This is a genomic window from Paraburkholderia unamae, from assembly GCF_003096875.1.
Taxonomy (GTDB): Bacteria; Pseudomonadota; Gammaproteobacteria; order Burkholderiales; family Burkholderiaceae; genus Paraburkholderia; species Paraburkholderia unamae.
Window position 1 is genome coordinate 119060 of sequence record NZ_QEOB01000004.1, and the last position, 19372, is coordinate 138431.

Here is a 19372-nt window from a genome sequence, read left to right on the forward strand (position 1 = left end):
GCTCACATCTGCTCACATCTGCCGGAACAAATGCGCGTACTGGCGGCTCACCGCGAGCGCGCCGGCGTGGCCGCGCAGGCGCAGCGTCATCTTCCCGAGCGCGCTGACCGAGGCGCTTTCCACCTGATCCACGTTGACCACGGTGCTGCGGTGCACCTGCCAGAAGCGCGCGGGGTCCAGTTGCTCGCACAACTCGCGCAGGCTCGTGCGGATCAGCAGCTCGCCGCCGTGCGTCGTGACCACGACATATTTGTCGGCGGCTTCGAAGTACAGAACATCTTCCACCGGAACCATGCGGATGTCGTTGCCGCTGGAGGCGCGCAGATAACGCAGCGGCGCCGGGCCTGAACGAGCCTGCGCGCCCGCACGCGCTTCGCGCACGTCCTGCGTGATCGTTTCCAGTTGGCGCAGCACGCGCTGAAGGTCGGCTTGCATCTGCGGAGCGGTTCCCGGCTCGCCCGCCGCGCTCCCGGAAGATCGCGCGAGCCGCTCTCGCAGCCGCTCCACCGTGCGCGCGAGCCGCGCCGCCTCGACGGGCTTGAGCAGATAGTCGATGGCCGCGGCGTCGAAGGCTTCCAGCGCGTAGGCGTCGAAGGCCGTCACGAACACGATTTGCGGCGGCGCGGCGAGTTGCGCGCACGCGCGCGCGACGTCGAGGCCGCTCGCGCCCGGCATGGCGATGTCAAGGAAGGCCACATCGGGCGCGAGCGCGCCAATGCGCTCGATGGCGTCATGGCCGTTGCCGACGCTCGCCGCGATATGCAGATCCGGCCACGCGTGCGCCAGTTCGCGTTCGAGCGCGGCGGCGATCAGCGGCTCGTCTTCGGCGATCAGCGCGGTGGGCGCGGTGGGCGCGGCATGGGCGGGCGCGCGGCGTTTCATGGCGTGGTTCCCGTGGCTCCCGCGTTGCCGGGCGCGCCGGAGTTGCCCGCGTCGTCCGCATCGTGAGCGGGCAGCCGCACGCGCGCAATGAGTCCGTGCGGCGCGTTCTCGATCAGCGTGAGCGAGGCGTTCTCGCCATAGAGCGCCGCGAGCCGCTCGCGCACGTTCGCGAGGCCGACGCCCGCGCCCTGCGTGCCGGGCGTCGCGCCAAAGCCCGCGCCCGTGTCCGCGACGCTCAGTTCGACATGCGAGCCGTCGCGCCGGGCGCTCACGTCGATCCGTCCGCCCTGGACCGCGCCCTGAATGCCGTGCTTGAGCGCGTTCTCCACCAGCGGCTGCAACAGCATGGGCGGCACCGCGAGCTTCACGCAATCGCGTGGCAAATCGAAGGCGTAGGCGAGGCGCGGGCCGAGCCGCATGGCATGCACGGCGAGCATCGATTCGAGCACCGCGAACTGGAGCGCGAGCGTTTCGCTTTGCGTGCGGGAGGCCTCCAGCGTCGCGCGTAGAAAGCGGTTGAGGCTCGCGAGCAATTCGCGGGCGCGCGGCGGGTCGGAGGCGATCAGGCTGTCGAGCGTCGCCAGCGTGTTGAACAGAAAGTGTGGTTCGATCTGCGCCTGAAGCGCTTGCAGGCGCGCGCCGAGCGCGGTGCGCTCGGCGGCTTCCTTCTGCCAGGCGGTGCGCGCGACCTGCTCGCTCAGCTCCGCGATGCGCGTGCGCGACCAGCCGTACCACGTGGCGATCAGTGTGGCGCTGAGCGCGATCCAGCCGGTCAGGGCGAGATCCTTCGCCGCGAACGTCCGGCGCACGTCGAGCCCCAGCAAGAGGCTGGCGATGCCGCGCCCGAGCGCGGCGCCGAACACGATGGCGAGCACCATCACCAGGGCGAGGCGCGGGACCGTGAGCGCATTGCGGCGCTGTAAAACGAAGCGGCCGACGCCGAGCAGCAGCATGATCGAGATCCCGATCGCCTCGCTGAACACGAAGTTGTCGAAGAAGCCTTTGCCTTTGCCGATGCCGGCGGCCGTGAGCGCGAAGGCGATCAGCGCGTTGCCGATCACGACGATCACGCCTTCGCGCGCGAACCCGGCGAGCAGGACATGGGCGGCCGGCGGGCTCAGGCGGGCGGCGGCATTCGGAAACTCGACGTGCGTGCCAGGCATCATGCAATCCAGCCGGTGACGATGAGGTTGAGCAGCCGGTGCGGCGTCGCGACGGCGGCGACCCCGGCCGCGACGAGGGCGAAGAACGAACCGCGCATGGCCCGGCGATGGCCGCGCACGTTGCCGTGGCGGATCGCCCAGATCGCACGCGCGAGGCTCGCGAACGTGAGCAGCGACAGCCCGTGTACCCAGGACAAATGCCCCGGATGCAGCTCGCGGATGTCGAACGAAATGAGCGCGGTGGCGCACATCGTCAGCGCCCAGAGGCGGCCGAGCCATTTGTGCCGTGCGCCGCCTTTTTCGGTCAGCATCACGGCGGTTCCGAGTATGACAGAAAGTGTCGCGGTGACGACGTGTGCGGCAACGATGACAGGCATGCTGGCCCTCCGTTTGCAGGTCGAGGAGACTCGATGGCCGCAGTGTGGAGGGCGGGGGAAGGGCGGGCGAGCGGTTTGCGACGAAGCGCGGGAAAGGCGGCGCGAAGGGTGGGCGGCAGGGCGCGAGTGGATCGATGAAGCGAGTCAGGCGGGCGGATAGGCGTCGAGCGCCTTTGCCATCTCGGTCGTCCCGCTCCACCCGAGACCTTGATAAAGCGGCCGCCCCTGCTCGGTGGCATGCAATATCGCGTACGTCACTCCGCGTTGCGCGAACGCTTCGTCGGCGAGTGTCATCAGCGTGCGCGCAAGGCCGCGGCGCCTCGCCTCGGGCTCCACGTAGACGTTGAGCACATACCCGCGCTGATCCGTTTCGGGATGCAGAGGATGCGGCGGCCAGTCGATCAACATGAGCCCGATGCCCGCGAGCGCCGCGCCGCGCTCGCTCAGCACATAGCCGAAATACGCGCCGCTGGCCAGACGCGGCGCGAGCCATGCGCGAAAGTGCGTGGTCATCGAGCGCAGTGCGGCCTCGTCGCGGCCCGCCTCGCGGAACATCGCTTCGCGGTGCCGGCAAATCAGTTCGAGGTCTTGAACGTCGATCGGGCGCACATCCATGCGGTCTTCCCCGGAAGAAGGAAACTCAGGAAACGGACCGCACAGCGTACCTCAGCTAGACCGGCGCTCTGCCGATTTCGCGCAGGATTTCGTCGAACGACGCCGGTTTGACGAGATGCCGGTCGAAACCCGCCTCGCTCGCGGCCTCGCGGTCGCGCGCCTGGCCATAGCCCGTGAGCGCGATCAGCAGCACGCGCGCGGTGGCGGGCGCGGCGCGCAGCGCCTTGGCGACGGCGTGGCCGTCCATGCCTGGCAGGCCGATGTCGAGTATCGCCACGTGGGGCAGGAAGCTTTGCGCGAGCGCGAGCGCGGCCGGGCCGTCGTGGGCCACGCGCACGTCGTGGCCTTCGAGTTCGAGCAGCATGAGCAGCGACGCCGCCGAGTCGATGTTGTCGTCGGCGATCAGCACGCGGCGGCGCGGCGGCTCGGGTTGCGCGGCGGTCTGGGGCGACTGGGTGTTTGCCGACGCGCATTGCGGCGCTTGCGCGATCGGCAGGCGCACGACGAACTCCGAGCCGCGGTCGATGCCGTCGGAATGCGCGCGCACCGAGCCGCCATGCAGCTCGGCCAGCTCGCGCACGAGCGCGAGACCGATGCCGAGGCCGCCGTCGGCGCGCTTGAGCGCGTCGCGCGACTGCATGAAGAGCTCGAACACGTAGGGCAGCTCGTCGGGCGCGATGCCGATGCCGTTGTCGCGCACGTGGATCGCCACCTCGAACGCGTCCGATTCGAGCCGCAGCGTGATCGCGCCGCCTTCGGCCGTGTACTTCGCGGCGTTCGAGAGCAGATTGCTGATGATCTGCGCCACGCGGATCGCGTCGCCCGTCACGTGGCAAGGCTGGCAGTCGATCTCGACCGTGAGTTGCTGCGACTTCGCGTCGAGGAACGGGCGGCTCGTTTCCACGGCGATATCCACGATCTCGCGCAGGTCGAGCGTGCTCATTTGCAGCGCGATCTTGCCGTGCGAAATGCGCGACACGTCGAGCAGGTCGTCGACGAGACGGCCGAGGTGCTGGACCTGGCGGCTTGCGATCTGCCGCGCGTCGGCGCGCATGGCGTCGTTCGCGCCGTGGCGCGGGTCGAGCAGCTCGATCGCGTTGCGAATGGGCGCGAGCGGGTTGCGCAACTCGTGCGCGAGGGTCGCGAGAAAGCTGTCCTTGCGGCGGTCGGCGTCGCGCAGCGCCTTTTCGGCGGCGTAAAGGCGCAGCAGCGCGCGCACGTTGGCCACCAGCTCGGCGGGATCGACGGGCTCGGTGAGGTAGCTGTCCGCGCCGCCGTCGAGCGCCAGGATCTTGTCGCGCGTTTGCACCGCCGCAGCCGAGGTTTGCAGCACGAGCGTCGAGTTGGTCAGCGGGTCGGACTTGATGAGGCGGCACACTTCGATGCCGCTGACGTCGGGCAGCTTCACGTCGAGCAGCACGAGCGCCGGCGCCTGCTCGCGCACGGCTTCGAGCGCGCCCTGGCCGGTGGCGGCCTCGATCACGGCGAAGCCCGCGTGACGCAGCACGCGCGACTTCACGTAGCGTGCGCCCTCGTTGTCGTCGACGTTGAGGATCAGCGTGGTAGGCGCGTTCATGGCGTGGCGCCGTCCGACGTTTCAGGTTCGTCTTCGACCGGCGCGGCAAGGTGCACCGGCACGCTCACGCGAAACGTCGAGCCAACGCCTGGCTCGCTGTCCACGCCCACTTCGCCGCCCAGCAGCGCGGCGAGCTTGCGGCACAGCGGCAGCCCGAGGCCCGTGCCCTTCACGCGTTGCTGGAGAAGATTCTGCACCTGGCCGAATTCCTCGAAGATGATCTGGTGGTGTTCCGGAGCAATTCCGATGCCCGTGTCCGCCACGAAGAACGTGATGTGCTCGCCAGGCGCTCCGCCGGGTTCGCCAGATTCGCACTGCGCGCCCACGCGGATATGGCCGCGCTCGGTGTACTTGAGCGCGTTCGAGACGAAGTTGCGCAGGATCTGCGTGAGCTTCGGTTCGTCGGTGTAAAGGAGCGGCAGGCCTGCCGTGGCGGCGAATTCGAGCGTCACGTGGGGCGTGTCGAGCAACGGCGTGAGCATCGTGCGCAACGCGGCGAAGAGGTCGGCGGGGTCGAACCACGCGGGCGAAACTTCGGTCTTGCCCGCTTCGATCTTGGCCAGGTCGAGCAGGTCGTTCACGGTTTCGCCGAGCGTTTCCGCAGACGAAAGGATCAGCCGGACCTGGCGGTCCTGCTCCACGCTCAGCTCGCCGTCGAGCCGGTTGAGCAGCAGGTTGGCGAGCGCGCGGATCGAGCTGAGCGGCGTGCGCAGCTCGTGGCTCATGTTGGAGAGAAAGCGCGTTTTCATCAGGTCCGCGCGGCGCAGTTCCTCGGCGCGCTCGTCGAGCTCCGCATAGAGCGCGACCACGCCGCGATTGGTCGCCTCCAGCTCCTGGGTGAGGCGCGCGAGTTCGTCCTGGCGCTCGCGCAGTTCGTCGAGCGTCGAGACCAGTTCGCGGTTCTGCTGCTGGACTTCGGCCAGCGAATCGTCCCGTGGATCGCGCTCGCAGACTTCGCGCAGGATACGCTCCAGCTCCGCGCCGCGCACTTCGGCCCGCTCGGCGGGCAAGAGGCGCGCCATCGCGACCGTCGTGCCCGCGCCCGGCTCGGAACGGATGTCGAAGCGGTCCATGAGACGGCGGCTGCCCGTAATGCCGAGGCCCGGGCCCGGACCGTTCATCGGCGTGCACGCTTGCGTGCCGTCGAGCACGGCCGCGAGGTCGCGCACGCCGGGGCCGCGATCGCGCACTTCCACGCCGAGCGCTTGCCGCGGCCCCTCGCCTTCGAGTGCGAAGGTCGCTTCGCCGCCGCCCGCGTATTCGAAGGCATTGCGGGCGATCTCGGAAACGGCGCTGGCAATACGGGTCTGGTCGAGCGGCGAAAAGCCGAGCCCGGCCGCGAGCTCGCGCGCGCGGCGGCGCGCGACCACGACGTCCTGGGCGGTGTCAAGCCGGATGCGCAGCAGGGGCGTATTCATGGGTCAACTGTACTCCGGGGCGGGCGCGCACCACGACGACGGTGGCGTCGTCGCGGCGGCGCGCGAAGTCTCGGTAGAGGACGGCCGCGATCACGACCGCCGGCTGGTTGGCGAGGCCGGGCCACGCTGCGAGGTCCCAGCGCGTGCCGATGCCGTCCGAGTGCAGGATGAGGAGCGCGTTCGCACCCCAGGCAACCTCGAACTCCTGGGTGCCGCGCATCGTATGGCCGACGATGCCGTTGCGCGACACGAGCTGGTAGCTTTCGCGCGCGGCGGCGTTCGCACCGGCGCTGCCGCTCGCGGAACGCGCCGCGCGGCTTTCCACGGGGTGGCTCGTGCCGTACGCGACGGCCGAGATGTTGCCGGTGCCGCAAAACGCAAGCGCGCCGCGCGCGAGATCGAGGCGCACGAGCGCGAGCGCCGCGCCGCGCGTGGGGCGCAGCGCAGCGTGCGAAAGCTCCATGAGCGCCGCGGGCGCGAGGCCCGCGCGGCGGCGCAGCACGTCGAGCGCGGCGGCTGCGGCCTCGTGCGCTTGCGCGCCGTGGCCGAGGCCGTCGGCGACGGCAAGCGTGAAGCCGCTCTGGTCGGCCTGCGCCTGCCAGCCGTCGCCGCAGACTTCCTCGCCGGGGTAGGGCACGCACACGGCGCCGATCTCGGGGCTGGCGCGCGCGGCATGCGTCGCGCCCGCGCCGCTCGCGTGCACGAGGGCGCGCAGCACGACGCCCGCGCCCGGCTGCGAGTAAAGCGCGAACTGGCTGGAGAGCCGCCGGATCGCGCCGAGCCCCGTGCCCGCCGTGCCGGCCGTGGAGTGGCCGTCGGTGAGCGCGGCGCCCAGGTCGGTCATGCCGGGGCCCCGGTCGAGCGCGATCAGTTCGACCGCGCCTTCGAGCGCGCGCACGAGCAACTCGCCGTGCCCGGCGTGCTTGAGGATGTTGGTGGCCGCTTCGGTCAGCACGATCGCGAGACGTCCGGCATCGGTCTCGTTGAGCGCGGCGCTGCGCGCGGCCTCGGCCGCGCCGCGCCGCGCATAGGCCACGCTGCTCGCGTCGCTGATCTCGAAGGATCGATGCATGCCGCCGCCGGAGCCGGCCGCAGTGTCTAGCGTACTTTCCATTTCGTGATGGTGACTGTCGTGCCGTTGCCCGGCGCCGATTCGATCGTGAACTCATCGCACAGGCGCCGCGAGCCGCCTAAACCGAGGCCGAGGCCATTGCCGCTCGTGAAGCCGTCCTTCAGCGCGCGCTCGATGTCGGCGATACCGGGGCCCTGATCGACGAAGGTGAGCCGCAGCCCCACGCGCACGCCGCTCGCGAGCACTTCGAGCCGCGCGTCGCCGCCGCCGCCGTGCTGCAACGTGTTGCGCGCAAGCTCGCTTGCCGCGGTCACAAACTTGGTTTGCTCGATGAGCGAGAAGCCCTGCTCGATCGCGGCGTCGCGCACGATCTGCCGCAGCCGCACGATTTCCTCATCGGAGCGCAGGCTCACTTGCGCCGCGAGCCGTTCGTTCATGTCGTTGCTATTCATGATCGAATGCAAGAGACGTGCTAACGCTAACGCGGCTGGCGCTGCTTGAGCAGCGCCATGCCTTTCTCGACGTTCAGTGCCGTGCGCACGCCCGTGAGCGTGAGGCCGAGTTCGACCAGCGTGATCGCCACCGAAGGCTGCATGCCGACGACCACTGTTTGCGCGTCGAGCACCATGGCCATGGCGGCCGTGTTGCTGATCATGCGGCCTATGAACGAGTCGACCACGTCGAGCGCCGAGATGTCGATGAGCACGCCCTTGGCCGACTCCTTCACGATGCGCTCGGTCAGGTCGTCCTGGAGCGCGATCGCGAGGCGGTCGTGCATGTCCACCTGAATCGCGACGATCAGGCAGTCGCCAAGGCGCAGAATCGGAATGCGTTCCATCGTGGGCGTTCCGGGTTCGTCAAGCCGCGGCCTTCGGCGTGCTGATGGTCGCGCCGATGCGTTGCAGCGCGATCACGAAGGCGTCGGCGAGCGTGGACTTGGTGGTGACGTTGGTGAGATCGACGCCCAGATGCACGATGGTCTGCGCGATCTGCGGGCGAATGCCGCTGATGATGCAGTCCGCGCCCATGAGGCGCGCGGCGGCCACGGTCTTGAGCAGATGCTGCGCGACGAGCGTGTCCACGGTGGGCACGCCCGTGATGTCGATGATCGCGAGGCCCGCGCCCGTGTCGACGATCTTTTGCAGCAGGCTTTCCATCACGACCTGGGTGCGCGAGGAGTCGAGCGTGCCGATGAGCGGCAGCGCGAGGATGCCTTCCCATAGCTGCACGACCGGCGTGGAAAGCTCGAGCAGTTCCTCCTGCTGGCGCGCGATGATCGCTTCGCGGCTGCGCTGGAAAACGTCGGTGGTGTAGAGGCCGAAGCCGTCGAGCAGCAGGTTCACCTGCCAGCTCAGCTCGGCGAGTTCGCCTGGCCTGCCGGCATACGCCTCGCGCAGGCGCGCGTAGACCGGCTCCTTGAGCGAGAACACGAAGGTGGCCGTCTCCACTGGCGTGTAGCCCTGGCGCGCGCGGTGCGCCGACATTTCCGCGAGGAACGCGCGCACCGGCTCCCACTCGGGGCGGCTTGCATCGAAGGTGTCGGCGTTCGGCAGGGTGTCGAGGAAGACAGCGAGGAAGGTGGTGAACTGCTCGCGCACTTCCCCTTCCATCGCGAGGCCGCGGCGCAGCGCGTTGGGTAGATGCAGGCGCAGCCAGTCGGTGAGAAGCGTGTCGCGCTGCTGGCCGAGTACGTCTGCAATGCGGGCTTGTTCCGGTGTGTCCATGCGATCTCCTGGGCGATGAGCCTGGGCAACGAGCCTGGGCAATGAGCCGCGCCTCTCGCTGCGAGACGAACCGCTGAACCTTACACCATCGTATCGATTGAAGCGATTACGTGGGCAAAAAGCGAATGCGGGCGAGCGCGTGTGCGACCGTGTGCTTTTTGCGTGCCCGGGGGGTGTCCGGCGCTCCGCGCAACCGCCGCCGGGCCGCGCGGCACACGGATGCGCCGCTTTGCCGTGGCGCGCTTGTAGTTTTTACACGCGCTATGCATGCCGGGTACGCGGGTTGCGGTTGCCGTCGCGACCGCTGGCGCGGGTTCGACGGGTGGTATGCGACTTGCTTCACAGCGTGCGTCAACAACGATCCGATCGACAATGAGGAGCACCGCAACCATGGAGCCCGAACCCGCTTCGACCCAGCCATCGCCATCGACCTTCCCCGCTTTGCTCTCGCGCCTGTCGTTTTGCCTCGCCTGGCTGTTCGGCCTGGAGGCGTTCCTCGCGGACGACGACCCTTCGCACGCCGGCCGTCCGGGCTAAGGCGCGCGCCGCGCACGACCGCACAACGATTCGCCGGTCGGCCCGCCGACCCGTTAGACTGACCTCTGGCGTGCGCTTCGCGCCGCGCCGGCGTGCCGCGCGTGGCGCATCCCCGCGTTCGTGCCCGCTTTTTGCCAATCCTCAGAGAATTCGATGACCAGGTCATTCCGCTTTGGCGCGCTGCTTGCGTGCTGCCTGTCGTTTTTGCCCGCCACGGCGGCGTTCGCCGACGTCGACCAGTCCGACCCGCAGGCGCTCATCAAGACCGCCACGCAGCAGGTGCTCGACGAAGTGCGCGCGAAGTCGATCGCGCCCGACGATATCGGGCGCATTCAGGACATCGTCAATCGCGACATCCTGCCTTACGTCGATTTCAGCCGCACCACGCGCCTCGCCATGGGGCCGCACTGGCGCACGGCCACGCCCGAGCAGCGCACGCAGATCGAGCAACAGTTCCAGTTGCTGCTGATCCATCTCTACTCGGGCGCGATCGCGCAGCTGAAACCCGACCAGAAGATCGACTACCCGCCCGTGCGCAGCTCGCCCGGCGACACCGACATCGTGGTGCGCACGCTCGCGCAAACGAGCACCAATCCGGTTGAAATCGATTACCGCCTTTACAAGGCGCCGCAGGGCTGGCGGCTTTACGACCTGAACGTGCTCGGCGCGTGGCTGATCCAGACCTACCGCCAGCAGTTCAATGAAAAGATCCAGCAGGGCGGCGTGGACGGGCTCATCCAGTTCCTCACCGCGCGCAACCAGGAGCTCGTGTCGGGCAAGGCGCAGTGACGCCGTGATCCGATGATGCGCGACGGCGGCTTCGCCTGCCGGCGCGCATGAGTGTGGCCCCGGCACGCGTGCAACGGCGTTTGCCGCGCGCGCGCCATCTGCGCGCAGTACCATTTCGAGGCGCGTTTTGTGCGCGTGAATGGGTCGCGCGTTTGCCTTTGCCGTTCGTTACCTATTTTTCCGATTCGATCCGACATGAATTTCCCGCTGCCGCCGCAGGGCCGACGCAACCGGGTGTTTCCGCCAAGCCCGCCGACGCTGCACAGCCTCGCCTCCGTCATTACCGGCGTGGTCGTGGTGTGCGGCCTGTACTTCGGGCGCGCGGTGCTGATTCCCATCACGCTCTCCGTGCTGCTGAGCTTCCTGCTCGCGCCGCTCGTGACGACGCTGCGGCGCTTTCATCTGCCGCAGTTCCTCGCCATCCTCGTCGCGGTGCTTTCCACCGTGCTGGCGCTCGCCGGTGTGGGCGCGCTGATCGCCGCGCAGATCTACCAGCTTTCCGCCTCGCTGCCGCAGTACCAGGAGGAGATCGAGCAGAAAGTCGAAACGGTGCAGCAAAAGACCGTGGGCCGCGCCGACTCGCTGATGTCGCGCGCCGCCGCCACGCTGCAACGCGTGACGCCGACGCCGCCGCCCGCGCCGCCGCAGCCGCGCGGGCGCGCGGCGCGCAACCAGCCGCAGCAGCCCATGCCGGTGGAAGTGCACACGCCCGCGCCCACGCCGTTGCAGCTCGCGCAAAAGGCGCTCGCGCCGGCGGTCGCGCCGCTCGAAACGGGCTTTATCGTGCTCGTGGTGACGATCTTCATCCTGTTCCAGCGCGAGGATCTGCGCGACCGGCTCATCAGCGTGTTCGGCTCCAACGACCTGCACCGCACCACCACGGCCATCAACGACGCCTCGCAGCGGCTCTCGCGTTACTTCGTCGCCCAGCTCGGCGTGAACGTGACGGTGGGGGGCGTGATCGCGCTGGGGCTGGCGGGCATCGGCGTGCCGGGCGCGCTGCTGTTCGGCGCGGTGGCGGCGCTCATGCGCTTCGTGCCCTACATCGGCATCTGGATCGCCGCGATCATGGCCACGCTCGTTGCCGCGGCCACGCAGCCGCAATGGACCATGGGCGTCACGACGCTGATTTTCTTCATCGTCGTGGACGTGGTGGCCGGGCAGTTCGCCGAGCCGATGCTCTATGGCCGCCGCTCGGGGCTCTCGCCGCTCGCGGTGGTGGTGGCGGCGATCTTCTGGAGCTGGCTGTGGGGGCCGATCGGGCTCGTGCTGTCCACGCCGCTTACGCTGTGCATCGTCACGCTCGGCCGCTACGTGGACCGCCTGAATTTCCTCACGATCCTGCTTGGCGACCAGCCCGCGCTCACGCCCGCGCAAACCTGCTATCAGCGCCTGCTCGCCGACGACCCGCACGAGGCGCTGCTCCAGGCCGACCGGTTGCTGGCGACCATGCCGCTCATCGACTACTACGAGCAAGTGGTGTTCGAGGGGCTGCGCTTCGCGCGCAACGACGCCTTGCGCGGCGTGCTGCCCGCCGAGCAGGTCGCGCGCATCAACCAGGCGCTGCTCGACATCGTGGAAGACCTCGAAGCCGTCGACGATTCGCGCCACGCGAGGGTCGCGGAGTCGAGCGCACACAAGGCGCTCAGGAGCGGTGGCGACAGGCCGGCGGAGTTCAAGCTGGCGCCTGATGCGGGCGAGGTGCTTTGCGTGCCGGGGCGCGGCGCGTTCGACGACGTGGCGGTGGCGATCGTCGGACAGTTGCTCCTGCGCCATGAGATTCCCTGCACGGCCACGACTTACGACGAAGTGCGCGCCACGCGCGCGGCGATGGTGGACGGGCAGCGTTCTCCGGCCATCTGCGTGGTCTCGCTCGACGCGCCCGAGTCGGCGCCTTACCTGCGCAATCTCGTGCGGCGGCTGCGCGAGCGCGCGCCCGTCGCCACCATCGTGGTGGGCATCGGCGCGATGCTGCGCGACGACGGCGCGGGCATTGCCGACGACCCCGACACGCTCTTTCCGGCTTCGCTGCGCGAGCTCATCGCGCAATGCGGCGCGGCGCTCTCGCCCGAGCGCGAACCGCCGTCGGAAAAGAGGGAGGCAACGCAAGATATGCAGGATCAATACAGCGCCGGGGCGAAATTGTGACAGTCATGCGCGCGTCACATTGAACCCCGAAGATATGCGGCCCTGTGCCCCCTGGTTGCGGCATTCGAGTTACTAGGAGACAACGATGCTGAGTCCGCATGAATTCGCCACGCTGATGCTGGTCCGCCATTCGCCGGACCAGATCGACATGAACCGCCATGAACTGGATACGCTGCTCGAGCGCCAGCTGGTCGCGCTCGAACACTGGACGGAAGGCCATCGCCAGCTCTCGCTCACGAGCGCCGGACGCTCGCTGCTCGAAGCGGTGGGGCGGCTCGACTACGTGACCGGCTTGCCCGGCGCGCTGGGCGGCGAGCCGCTCGCGGCCGGCCTTTGATTGACCCTTCGCGCGCCGACGTCCGCTCCGGCGCGCTGCTGCATTACCGGTTTTCTCGCCGCCGCGACATGCGCCACGCATCGTCTGCTTAAGCATTTATTGAGTAATGCCAGGTAATGGTGCGATGGATCACGTCCAGCGTATTTGAGCGTCTTGTGTCCCTCGTCAGAGGCTGATACGCTCCCTTATTACAGCCGCGCGATCAAGGGATCGCCGCTACGCCCCTTCCTATGGAATGCGAATGATCGTGCCAATCTTGGGACGCGGTATTCAGCACGCATCGAACGTGCATCAAGTGAGCATCAAGCGCGGCAGGGTGCTCGCGGCGCGCGTCTTTCATTCGGCCGACTGGCGTTTTCCTTTACGGGTTTATCCCCATCGCACCGCTTTATGGTGCTCGTCAAACTGACTCCGTCCTCCAGAGTCTCCTCAACTCACCTACCCCCCTAAAGTAAAAGGAGGATCTATGGCTAAGCGTATCGCCTACGTGACCGGCGGCATGGGCGGCATCGGTACCGCCATCTGCCAGCGCCTGCATAAGGACGGCTTCACGGTGGTCGCGGGCTGCGGCCCGAATTCGCAGCGTAAAACGCGCTGGCTCGATGAGCAGAAGGCGCTCGGCTACGACTTTGTCGCATCCGAAGGCAACGTGGCCGACTGGGACTCCACGGCCGTGGCGTTCGAGAAAGTGAAGAAAGACGTGGGCGAGATCGACGTGCTGGTCAACAACGCGGGCATCACGCGCGACGTCGTGTTCCGCAAGATGACGCACGAAGACTGGACCGCCGTGATGGACACCAACCTCACGAGTCTCTTCAACGTCACGAAGCAGGTGATCGACGGCATGATCGAGCGCGGCTTCGGGCGCGTGATCAACATCTCGTCGGTGAACGGGCAGAAAGGCCAGTTCGGTCAGACCAACTACTCGACGGCCAAGGCCGGCATTCACGGCTTCACGATGGCCCTGGCGCAGGAAGTCGCGACCAAGGGCGTGACGGTCAACACCGTTTCGCCGGGCTATATCGGCACGGACATGGTGAAGGCGGTGAAACCCGAGGTGCTCTCGAAGATCGTCGACAGCATTCCGGTGCGGCGCCTGGGCGAACCGCTGGAAATCGCCTCGATCGTCGCCTGGCTCGCCTCCGACGAAGCCGGCTTCTCCACCGGCGCCGACTTCTCGCTCAACGGCGGCTTGCACATGAGCTGAGCGTGCAGGGTGCTTGCGCACCCAACGAGGTTCCGGAAGCGGGAGCGGCGTCATGCCGGCTCCCGCTTCGTGTTTTGGGGCGGCCGCGCATGGTTTGCGCGATTGACGTGAGCGGCGAGGGCGTCGAAAGAAAAACGCGCCGGAAGCGGACTTCCGGCGCTCAAGTTCGACTCTGCGTGGTCCCTGACAGTGAGGGACAGGGTATGGGGCGTGGCGGCGGGCCTGCAAGTCGTTGGGCCCGCCGTCTTGCTCCATAAGTGAATTATCGGCTGGACGCGCCACAAGTTGAGTGCGTGGAAACGCCTATATCAAGGCTTGTTTCAAGGCCTGTTTCCAGGCCTATCCCGCGCTTCACCAGTCGATGCGGTGGCGTGCCTCGGTCTCGCGGTGGCGGCGGTCGTCGTCGCTGTGCAGGTAGAGGCTCGTCGTGGTGAGCGAAGCGTGGCCCAGGTTGTCGCGCACGAGGCGCAGGTCGAGATCGCCGTCGGCCATGTGGGAGCCCGCGCTGTGGCGCAGCCAGTGCGCCGACGCGCGTTCGAGTTGCGCCGCGCGCGCCGCGAAGTCGCTACCCGCGCCCGCTTGCGCGCCGCGCTGGCGCAACCGTTCGGCTGCACCCGCGAAGATGTCTTTCACGATCGCATGGAGCGCCGCGCGTGTGAGCGGCTTCGGCGGTTGGGCTGCCTGGGTTCCCGCTTTTGTGCCGATCGGCAGCACGAGCGGCGTGGTTTCGAGCGCCATGGGCAACGCGGGCAAACCGCGCTCGCGCCGGTAGCGCACGAGTTCCTCCATCAATTCGGCGGTGGCGGGCACGAGACGGCGGCGCTCGCCTTTGCCGAGCACGTCGAGCCACCAGCGCTCCTTGCCTGCCGCGTCGCGGCGCGAGAAGAAGTCGCCCATCGTGTTCGTCCCCACTTCCGAGATCCGCAGGCCGCCCAGATAGAGCAGCGTGAGGAGCCAGCGCGTGCGGCCGTGGTGCTCGCGCTCGCGCGTGCTGTCGCGCGGCAGGCTGTCGACATAGGCCTTCACCTCGTCCCAGAGTTCGCGCTCCAGGTAGCGCGTGATGCGCGGCTGCGCGCGGCGCGCGCGCTGGCGCGAGAGCGAAAGCGGATTGCCCGCGAGATAGCCCGCGCTCACGAGCCACGAGAACAGTGCGTTGAGGATCACCATGGCCTGGCGTTGGCTCGTTGGCGAAAGCGGCCCGTAGAACGGACGCCAGCGCGCGTCGCTGCGCGGGTGCTTGCGCCCGCCGCCCGCCACCCAGCGCGCCGCGGGCTGCGGATCGGCGATAAAGCGCTGATACGCGAGCAGATCCTCGTGCGTGAGCGACGAGAGCGGTTTGCCGAGTTGCACGATGGCCCAGAGCATCAGGCGCTCGGCTTCCTTGCGGTAGTTCTCGAAGGTGGACTTCGAATCGGCCACGCGCGCGAGCCAGGCGCGCACGGCGTCGAGATCGTTCGCGGCGGCGATCTGCATGCGCCCCGGCGCGCGATTCACGCCGTCGTGGCCGTCGAGGTCGGCGGGGAGTTCGAGCGCCTCGATGGGGCGCGGGGCAAGCAGGGCGGTTTGCATGGCGAAGCGGGAAAGCGAAGGCGGCAAAAAGTGTTACAGACTATAGCGGATGAGGCGGGGATGCGGCGGCACGGTTCACACCGTCGCCACCAGAATCGATTCCCCGCTCGCGGGCCGCAATCCATCGCTACGTCCTGCGAAATAACGCGCGGTGAGGTCCGCCGTCGAAACATGCCGCGCCTCGCGCAGCCCCGCTTCGCGCGCGAGCGCGAGCATCTCGTCGGGCGCGAAGAAGCTCACGAACGGCGTGCCCGCCGCGCGGGCGCGCTCGTAGATGGCCGCGTGCTGCGAGCGCTCGGGTTCGTCGATGAGTTCGAGCGGCAACAGGAAGGTCTTGGCAAGCGTCGAGCCCGGCGCAAGCTGTGCGATCTGCCGCAGCGTCGCGAGATTCGCCGCGCGCGTGAGGTACATGGAGACGCCCGTGGACGCGATCACCGCCGCGCGCGCAACGTCGAAGCCGTTGGCGCTCAGTTGCTCCCACCACGATTCACCGCCTTCGAAATCGACCGGCACGAAGCGCTGCCAGTTCTGTTCGCGAAAGCCGAGTTCGTCGAGGCGCTGGCGCTTCCACGCCTGGGTGCCCGGCTTGTCCACTTCGTACACGTGCAGGCGCGAGGCGGTTTCGGGGCGGCGCTGTGCAAACGTGTCGAGGCCCGCGCCGAGAATCGCGTACTGCGCGACGCCCTGCGCCGCCTGCTCGATCACGAGATCTTCGACAAAGCGCGCACGGCCGACGATAGCGGCGCGGTAGCCGCGCGTGCCTGCCGGGTGCATGTCGGGGCGCTCGCGCCAGTTCGCGTCGGGCGCGGCGATCTGCATGCCGATTTCGTCTTCGAGCACATGGGGCGCGTCGTCGACCTGGACGTGCAGCGCGCGCCAGAGCGCGACGCGAATGGCGGTGGAATCGGGAGCGGTGGCGCTTGCGGGCATGGTTCGATCCTCCGGGGTGGCTTTCGTCGGGCGATTATCGCGCGCCGGGCCGCGCCTGGCCCGCACCTGGCCGGCCTGACTTTTGGCCGCGCTGGCCGTAGATATCGGCGCTCACCTGGCGCAACGTCTCGATCATCACGCTCGCGGCCGGCGTGAGCAGCCCGTCCGCGCGCGTGATGATGCCGAAGTCGTCCATCTGGCAGTCCATCGGCACGGGCAGGATCGCGACCATGCCGTGCGCCGCGTAATAGTGCGCCACGTCTTCGGTGAGCACGGCGATCATGTCGCTCTGCTCCAGCACGCGCGTGATGAAAAGGAGCGCGGGCGTTTCCACCACGTTCGAAGGCGGCGCGAGGCTCTCGCGCTGGAACATCAGTTCGAAGCGGTGGCGCAGCACGCTGCCCACGGGCGGCACGACCCACGTGGCGCGCGCGATGTCGGCAAGCGCGATCGGCGCGGCCGGTTTGCCTTCCGGGTCGCCCAGCATGGGATGCCCCGGCTGCACCACGGCGCACACGGGCTCGCCCGCGAGCGGCTCGTAGCGCAACTGGAGCTTGTCGTGCTCGGCGGAAAGGCGGCCCAGCACCACGTCGAGTTTGTCCTGTGCGAGGTGTTCCAGCAGCACGTTGCTCGCGTCGATCTCCACGCTCACGCGCAGGTTCGCATGCGTGCGCTTGACCGCCGCCACCGCGGCCGGCAGCACGCGCACGCCGGGCGAGGTGATCGCGCCCACCGCCACGTGGCCGAGCCGCCCGGCCTTCAGCGCGTTCAGTTCCTCCTGCGCCTGGTCGAGGCTGCCGAGCACGGCGCGCGCGTGGCGAATGAGGGCGTCGCCATAGTGCGTGGGCCGCATGCCGCGCGGCATGCGCTCGAACAGCACCGCGCCGAGCATGTCCTCGAGCTCGCGCAGCAACTTCGAGGCCGCGGGCTGCGTGATGTTGAGCGCCGCCGCCGCGCGGTGAATGTTGCCTTCTTCGGCCAGCGCCACGACCAGCAGCAGTTGCCGCGTTTTCAGCCGCGTGCGCACGTACCAGGGGCTCGTATCGAGCATGTTTTTGCCTGATTTCCCAAATAGTTTTAGGTGTTTATACCAATGCTGATTTCGGTATCGGAAGCGTCCATTTTTTCATTAGAAGGTTATCAGAGTTCTCCATAGACTGTGCCGGACCAATCGCTCGAACTCCTTGCTCTCCAAGACGAACACGATGTCGGATACCAAACCCAAACTGCGCTCCCAACAGTGGTTCGGCACCACGGACAAGAACGGCTTCATGTACCGAAGCTGGATGAAAAACCAGGGCATTCCCGATCACGAATTCGACGGCCGCCCGATTATCGGCATCTGCAACACCTGGTCGGAACTCACGCCCTGCAACGCGCACTTCCGCAAGCTCGCGGAGCACGTGAAGCGCGGCATTTATGAAGCGGGCGGCTTCCCGGTCGAGTTCCCGGTGTTCTCGAACGGCGAATCGAATCTGCGTCCCTCGGCCATGCTCACGCGCAATCTCGCTTCCATGGACGTGGAAGAGGCGATTCGCGGCAACCCCATCGACGCCGTCGTGCTGCTGTGCGGCTGCGACAAGACTACGCCCGCGCTGCTGATGGGCGCGGCGAGCGTGGACGTGCCCGCCATCGTCGTGACGGGCGGCCCGATGCTCAACGGCAAGCACGAAGGCAAGGATATCGGCTCCGGCACCGTGGTCTGGCGTCTGCACGAGGAACTGAAGGCGGGCGAGATCAACCTGCATCAGTTCCTGTCGGCCGAAGCGGGCATGTCGCGTTCGGCGGGCACCTGCAACACCATGGGCACCGCCTCGACCATGGCCTGCATGGCCGAGTCGCTCGGCGTTTCGCTGCCGCACAACGCTGCGATTCCGGCGGTGGATTCGCGCCGCTACGTGCTTGCGCACATGTCGGGCATCCGCATCGTGCAGATGGCGCTGGAAGACCTGAAGCTTTCGAAGATCCTCACGCGCGAAGCGTTCGAGAACGCCATTCGCACCAACGCGGCCATCGGCGGCTCGACCAACGCCGTGATCCACCTGAAGGCGATTGCCGGCCGCATCGGCGTGGATCTCGAACTGGAAGACTGGCAGCGCATTGGCCGCAACACGCCGACCATCGTCGACCTTCAGCCCTCGGGCCGCTTCCTGATGGAAGAGTTTTATTACGCGGGCGGTTTGCCTGCGGTGCTGCGGCGCCTGGGCGAAGCGAACCTGCTGCCGCATCCGGATGCGCTCACCGTGAACGGCAAGTCCATGTGGGACAACGTGCGCGAAGCGCCCAACTACAACGACGAAGTGATCCGTCCGCTGGACAAGCCGTTGATCGAAGATGGCGGCATCTGTATCCTGCGCGGCAATCTCGCGCCGCGCGGCGCCGTGCTCAAGCCTTCGGCGGCCACGCCCGAATTGCTCAAGCATCGCGGCCGCGCCGTGGTGTTCGAGAACTTCGACCATTACAAGGCGACCATCGGCGACGAATCGCTCGACGTGGACAAGGACTCGATCCTCGTGATGAAGAACTGCGGCCCGCGCGGCTACCCCGGCATGGCCGAGGTCGGCAACATGGGCCTGCCGCCCAAGCTGCTGCGCCAGGGCGTGAAGGACATGGTGCGTATTTCGGATGCGCGCATGAGCGGCACCGCGTACGGCACGGTGGTGCTGCACGTGGCGCCCGAAGCGGCGGCGGGCGGCCCGCTGGCGGCCGTGCGCAACGGCGACTGGATCGAACTCGACTGCGAATCGGGCCGCCTGCATCTGGACATCAGCGACGAGGAACTGCAACGCCGCTTGAGCGATGTCGATCCGGCTGCCGCGCCGGGCGTGGCCGAGCAACTGGGCAAGGGCGGCTACGCGCGCCTTTATGTCGATCACGTGCTTCAGGCCGACGAAGGCTGCGATCTCGACTTCCTCGTGGGCAAGCGCGGGGCGGCGGTGCCGCGGCATTCGCACTGACACCATGATCGCGGGCCGGCCGGTGCCCGAAACGCGCGAATGATGCAAACGACGCGAACCGGCCGGCAGCA

19 protein-coding genes are annotated in these 19372 nt (G+C 68.0%); 6 read left to right on the forward strand and 13 right to left on the reverse strand.

Annotation, left to right across the window (positions count from 1 at the left end; genetic code table 11):
• Window positions 1–12: 12 nt before the first annotated feature.
• From C7402_RS09970 to C7402_RS10015, 10 genes are all read right to left on the reverse strand, one after another.
• Window positions 13–882: a LytR/AlgR family response regulator transcription factor gene (locus tag C7402_RS09970; protein WP_112170613.1), complete on the reverse strand. Its 870-nt coding sequence runs from the start codon at window positions 880–882 to the stop codon at window positions 13–15.
• Window positions 879–2045: a sensor histidine kinase gene (locus tag C7402_RS09975; RefSeq protein ID WP_165841854.1), complete on the reverse strand. Its 1167-nt coding sequence runs from the start codon at window positions 2043–2045 to the stop codon at window positions 879–881. Before C7402_RS09975 ends, C7402_RS09970 begins: the two co-directional genes overlap by 4 nt.
• Window positions 2045–2422 carry a DUF2306 domain-containing protein gene (locus C7402_RS09980; protein WP_112170611.1) on the reverse strand — a complete coding sequence of 126 codons (378 nt, stop codon included), beginning with the start codon at window positions 2420–2422 and terminating at the stop codon, window positions 2045–2047. The genes C7402_RS09975 and C7402_RS09980 overlap by 1 nt, the downstream gene beginning before the upstream one ends.
• 144 nt (window positions 2423–2566) lie before the next feature.
• Complete coding sequence (locus tag C7402_RS09985) at window positions 2567–3037, reverse strand: GNAT family N-acetyltransferase (RefSeq protein ID WP_116610532.1); 471 nt, start codon at window positions 3035–3037, stop codon at window positions 2567–2569.
• Window positions 3038–3092: 55 nt separating this feature from the next.
• On the reverse strand, window positions 3093–4613 hold the full coding sequence (locus C7402_RS09990; protein ID WP_116610533.1) for an ATP-binding response regulator: 1521 nt from the start codon (window positions 4611–4613) through the stop codon (window positions 3093–3095).
• On the reverse strand, window positions 4610–6031 hold the full coding sequence (locus tag C7402_RS09995) for a sensor histidine kinase (protein WP_116610534.1): 1422 nt from the start codon (window positions 6029–6031) through the stop codon (window positions 4610–4612). The genes C7402_RS09990 and C7402_RS09995 overlap by 4 nt, the downstream gene beginning before the upstream one ends.
• Window positions 6000–7103 (reverse strand): ATP-binding protein, encoded by a 1104-nt coding sequence (locus tag C7402_RS10000; RefSeq protein ID WP_244314807.1) that lies wholly within the window; start codon window positions 7101–7103, stop codon window positions 6000–6002. The genes C7402_RS09995 and C7402_RS10000 overlap by 32 nt, the downstream gene beginning before the upstream one ends.
• 26 nt (window positions 7104–7129) lie before the next feature.
• Window positions 7130–7555 (reverse strand): anti-sigma regulatory factor, encoded by a 426-nt coding sequence (locus C7402_RS10005; protein ID WP_224043408.1) that lies wholly within the window; start codon window positions 7553–7555, stop codon window positions 7130–7132.
• 26 nt (window positions 7556–7581) lie between these two features.
• Window positions 7582–7941 (reverse strand): STAS domain-containing protein, encoded by a 360-nt coding sequence (locus C7402_RS10010; RefSeq protein ID WP_112170606.1) that lies wholly within the window; start codon window positions 7939–7941, stop codon window positions 7582–7584.
• 19 nt (window positions 7942–7960) lie between these two features.
• Window positions 7961–8827: an STAS domain-containing protein gene (locus tag C7402_RS10015; RefSeq protein WP_116610536.1), complete on the reverse strand. Its 867-nt coding sequence runs from the start codon at window positions 8825–8827 to the stop codon at window positions 7961–7963.
• Between the two features lie 390 nt (window positions 8828–9217).
• On the opposite strand from C7402_RS10015, the gene C7402_RS46885 reads away from it, so the two are divergent.
• The 5 genes from C7402_RS46885 (at window position 9218) to C7402_RS10035 (ending at window position 13845) form a co-directional block, all read left to right on the forward strand.
• Window positions 9218–9364, forward strand: a complete 147-nt coding sequence (locus C7402_RS46885; protein WP_165841855.1) for a hypothetical protein — start codon at window positions 9218–9220, stop codon at window positions 9362–9364.
• A gap of 153 nt (window positions 9365–9517) precedes the next feature.
• Complete coding sequence (locus C7402_RS10020) at window positions 9518–10153, forward strand: MlaC/ttg2D family ABC transporter substrate-binding protein (RefSeq protein WP_116610537.1); 636 nt, start codon at window positions 9518–9520, stop codon at window positions 10151–10153.
• A gap of 195 nt (window positions 10154–10348) precedes the next feature.
• The gene (locus tag C7402_RS10025) at window positions 10349–12301 is read left to right on the forward strand and encodes an AI-2E family transporter (RefSeq protein ID WP_116610538.1); all 1953 of its coding nucleotides are present in this window, start codon (window positions 10349–10351) and stop codon (window positions 12299–12301) included.
• An 85-nt stretch (window positions 12302–12386) separates the two neighbouring features.
• Entirely contained in the window at window positions 12387–12638 is a 252-nt protein-coding gene (locus C7402_RS10030; protein WP_165841856.1) for a hypothetical protein, read from the forward strand.
• A 466-nt stretch (window positions 12639–13104) separates the two neighbouring features.
• A complete protein-coding gene (locus C7402_RS10035; protein WP_112170602.1) occupies window positions 13105–13845 on the forward strand; it encodes a 3-ketoacyl-ACP reductase in 741 nt (246 codons plus the stop codon).
• Window positions 13846–14196: 351 nt separating this feature from the next.
• Here C7402_RS10035 and C7402_RS10040 read toward each other — a convergent pair whose 3' ends face one another.
• The 3 genes from C7402_RS10040 to C7402_RS10050 form a co-directional block, all read right to left on the reverse strand.
• Window positions 14197–15414, reverse strand: coding sequence for a tyrosine-type recombinase/integrase (locus tag C7402_RS10040; RefSeq protein ID WP_116610539.1), 1218 nt, complete (start codon window positions 15412–15414; stop codon window positions 14197–14199).
• A 75-nt stretch (window positions 15415–15489) separates the two neighbouring features.
• Complete coding sequence (locus C7402_RS10045) at window positions 15490–16344, reverse strand: class I SAM-dependent methyltransferase (protein WP_116610540.1); 855 nt, start codon at window positions 16342–16344, stop codon at window positions 15490–15492.
• Between the two features lie 34 nt (window positions 16345–16378).
• Window positions 16379–17395: a LysR substrate-binding domain-containing protein gene (locus tag C7402_RS10050; protein WP_116610541.1), complete on the reverse strand. Its 1017-nt coding sequence runs from the start codon at window positions 17393–17395 to the stop codon at window positions 16379–16381.
• A 154-nt stretch (window positions 17396–17549) separates the two neighbouring features.
• Here C7402_RS10050 and C7402_RS10055 point away from each other — a divergent pair, with 154 nt between their 5' ends.
• Window positions 17550–19301, forward strand: coding sequence for an IlvD/Edd family dehydratase (locus C7402_RS10055; protein ID WP_116610760.1), 1752 nt, complete (start codon window positions 17550–17552; stop codon window positions 19299–19301).
• The last annotated feature ends 71 nt before the right edge of the window (window positions 19302–19372 follow it).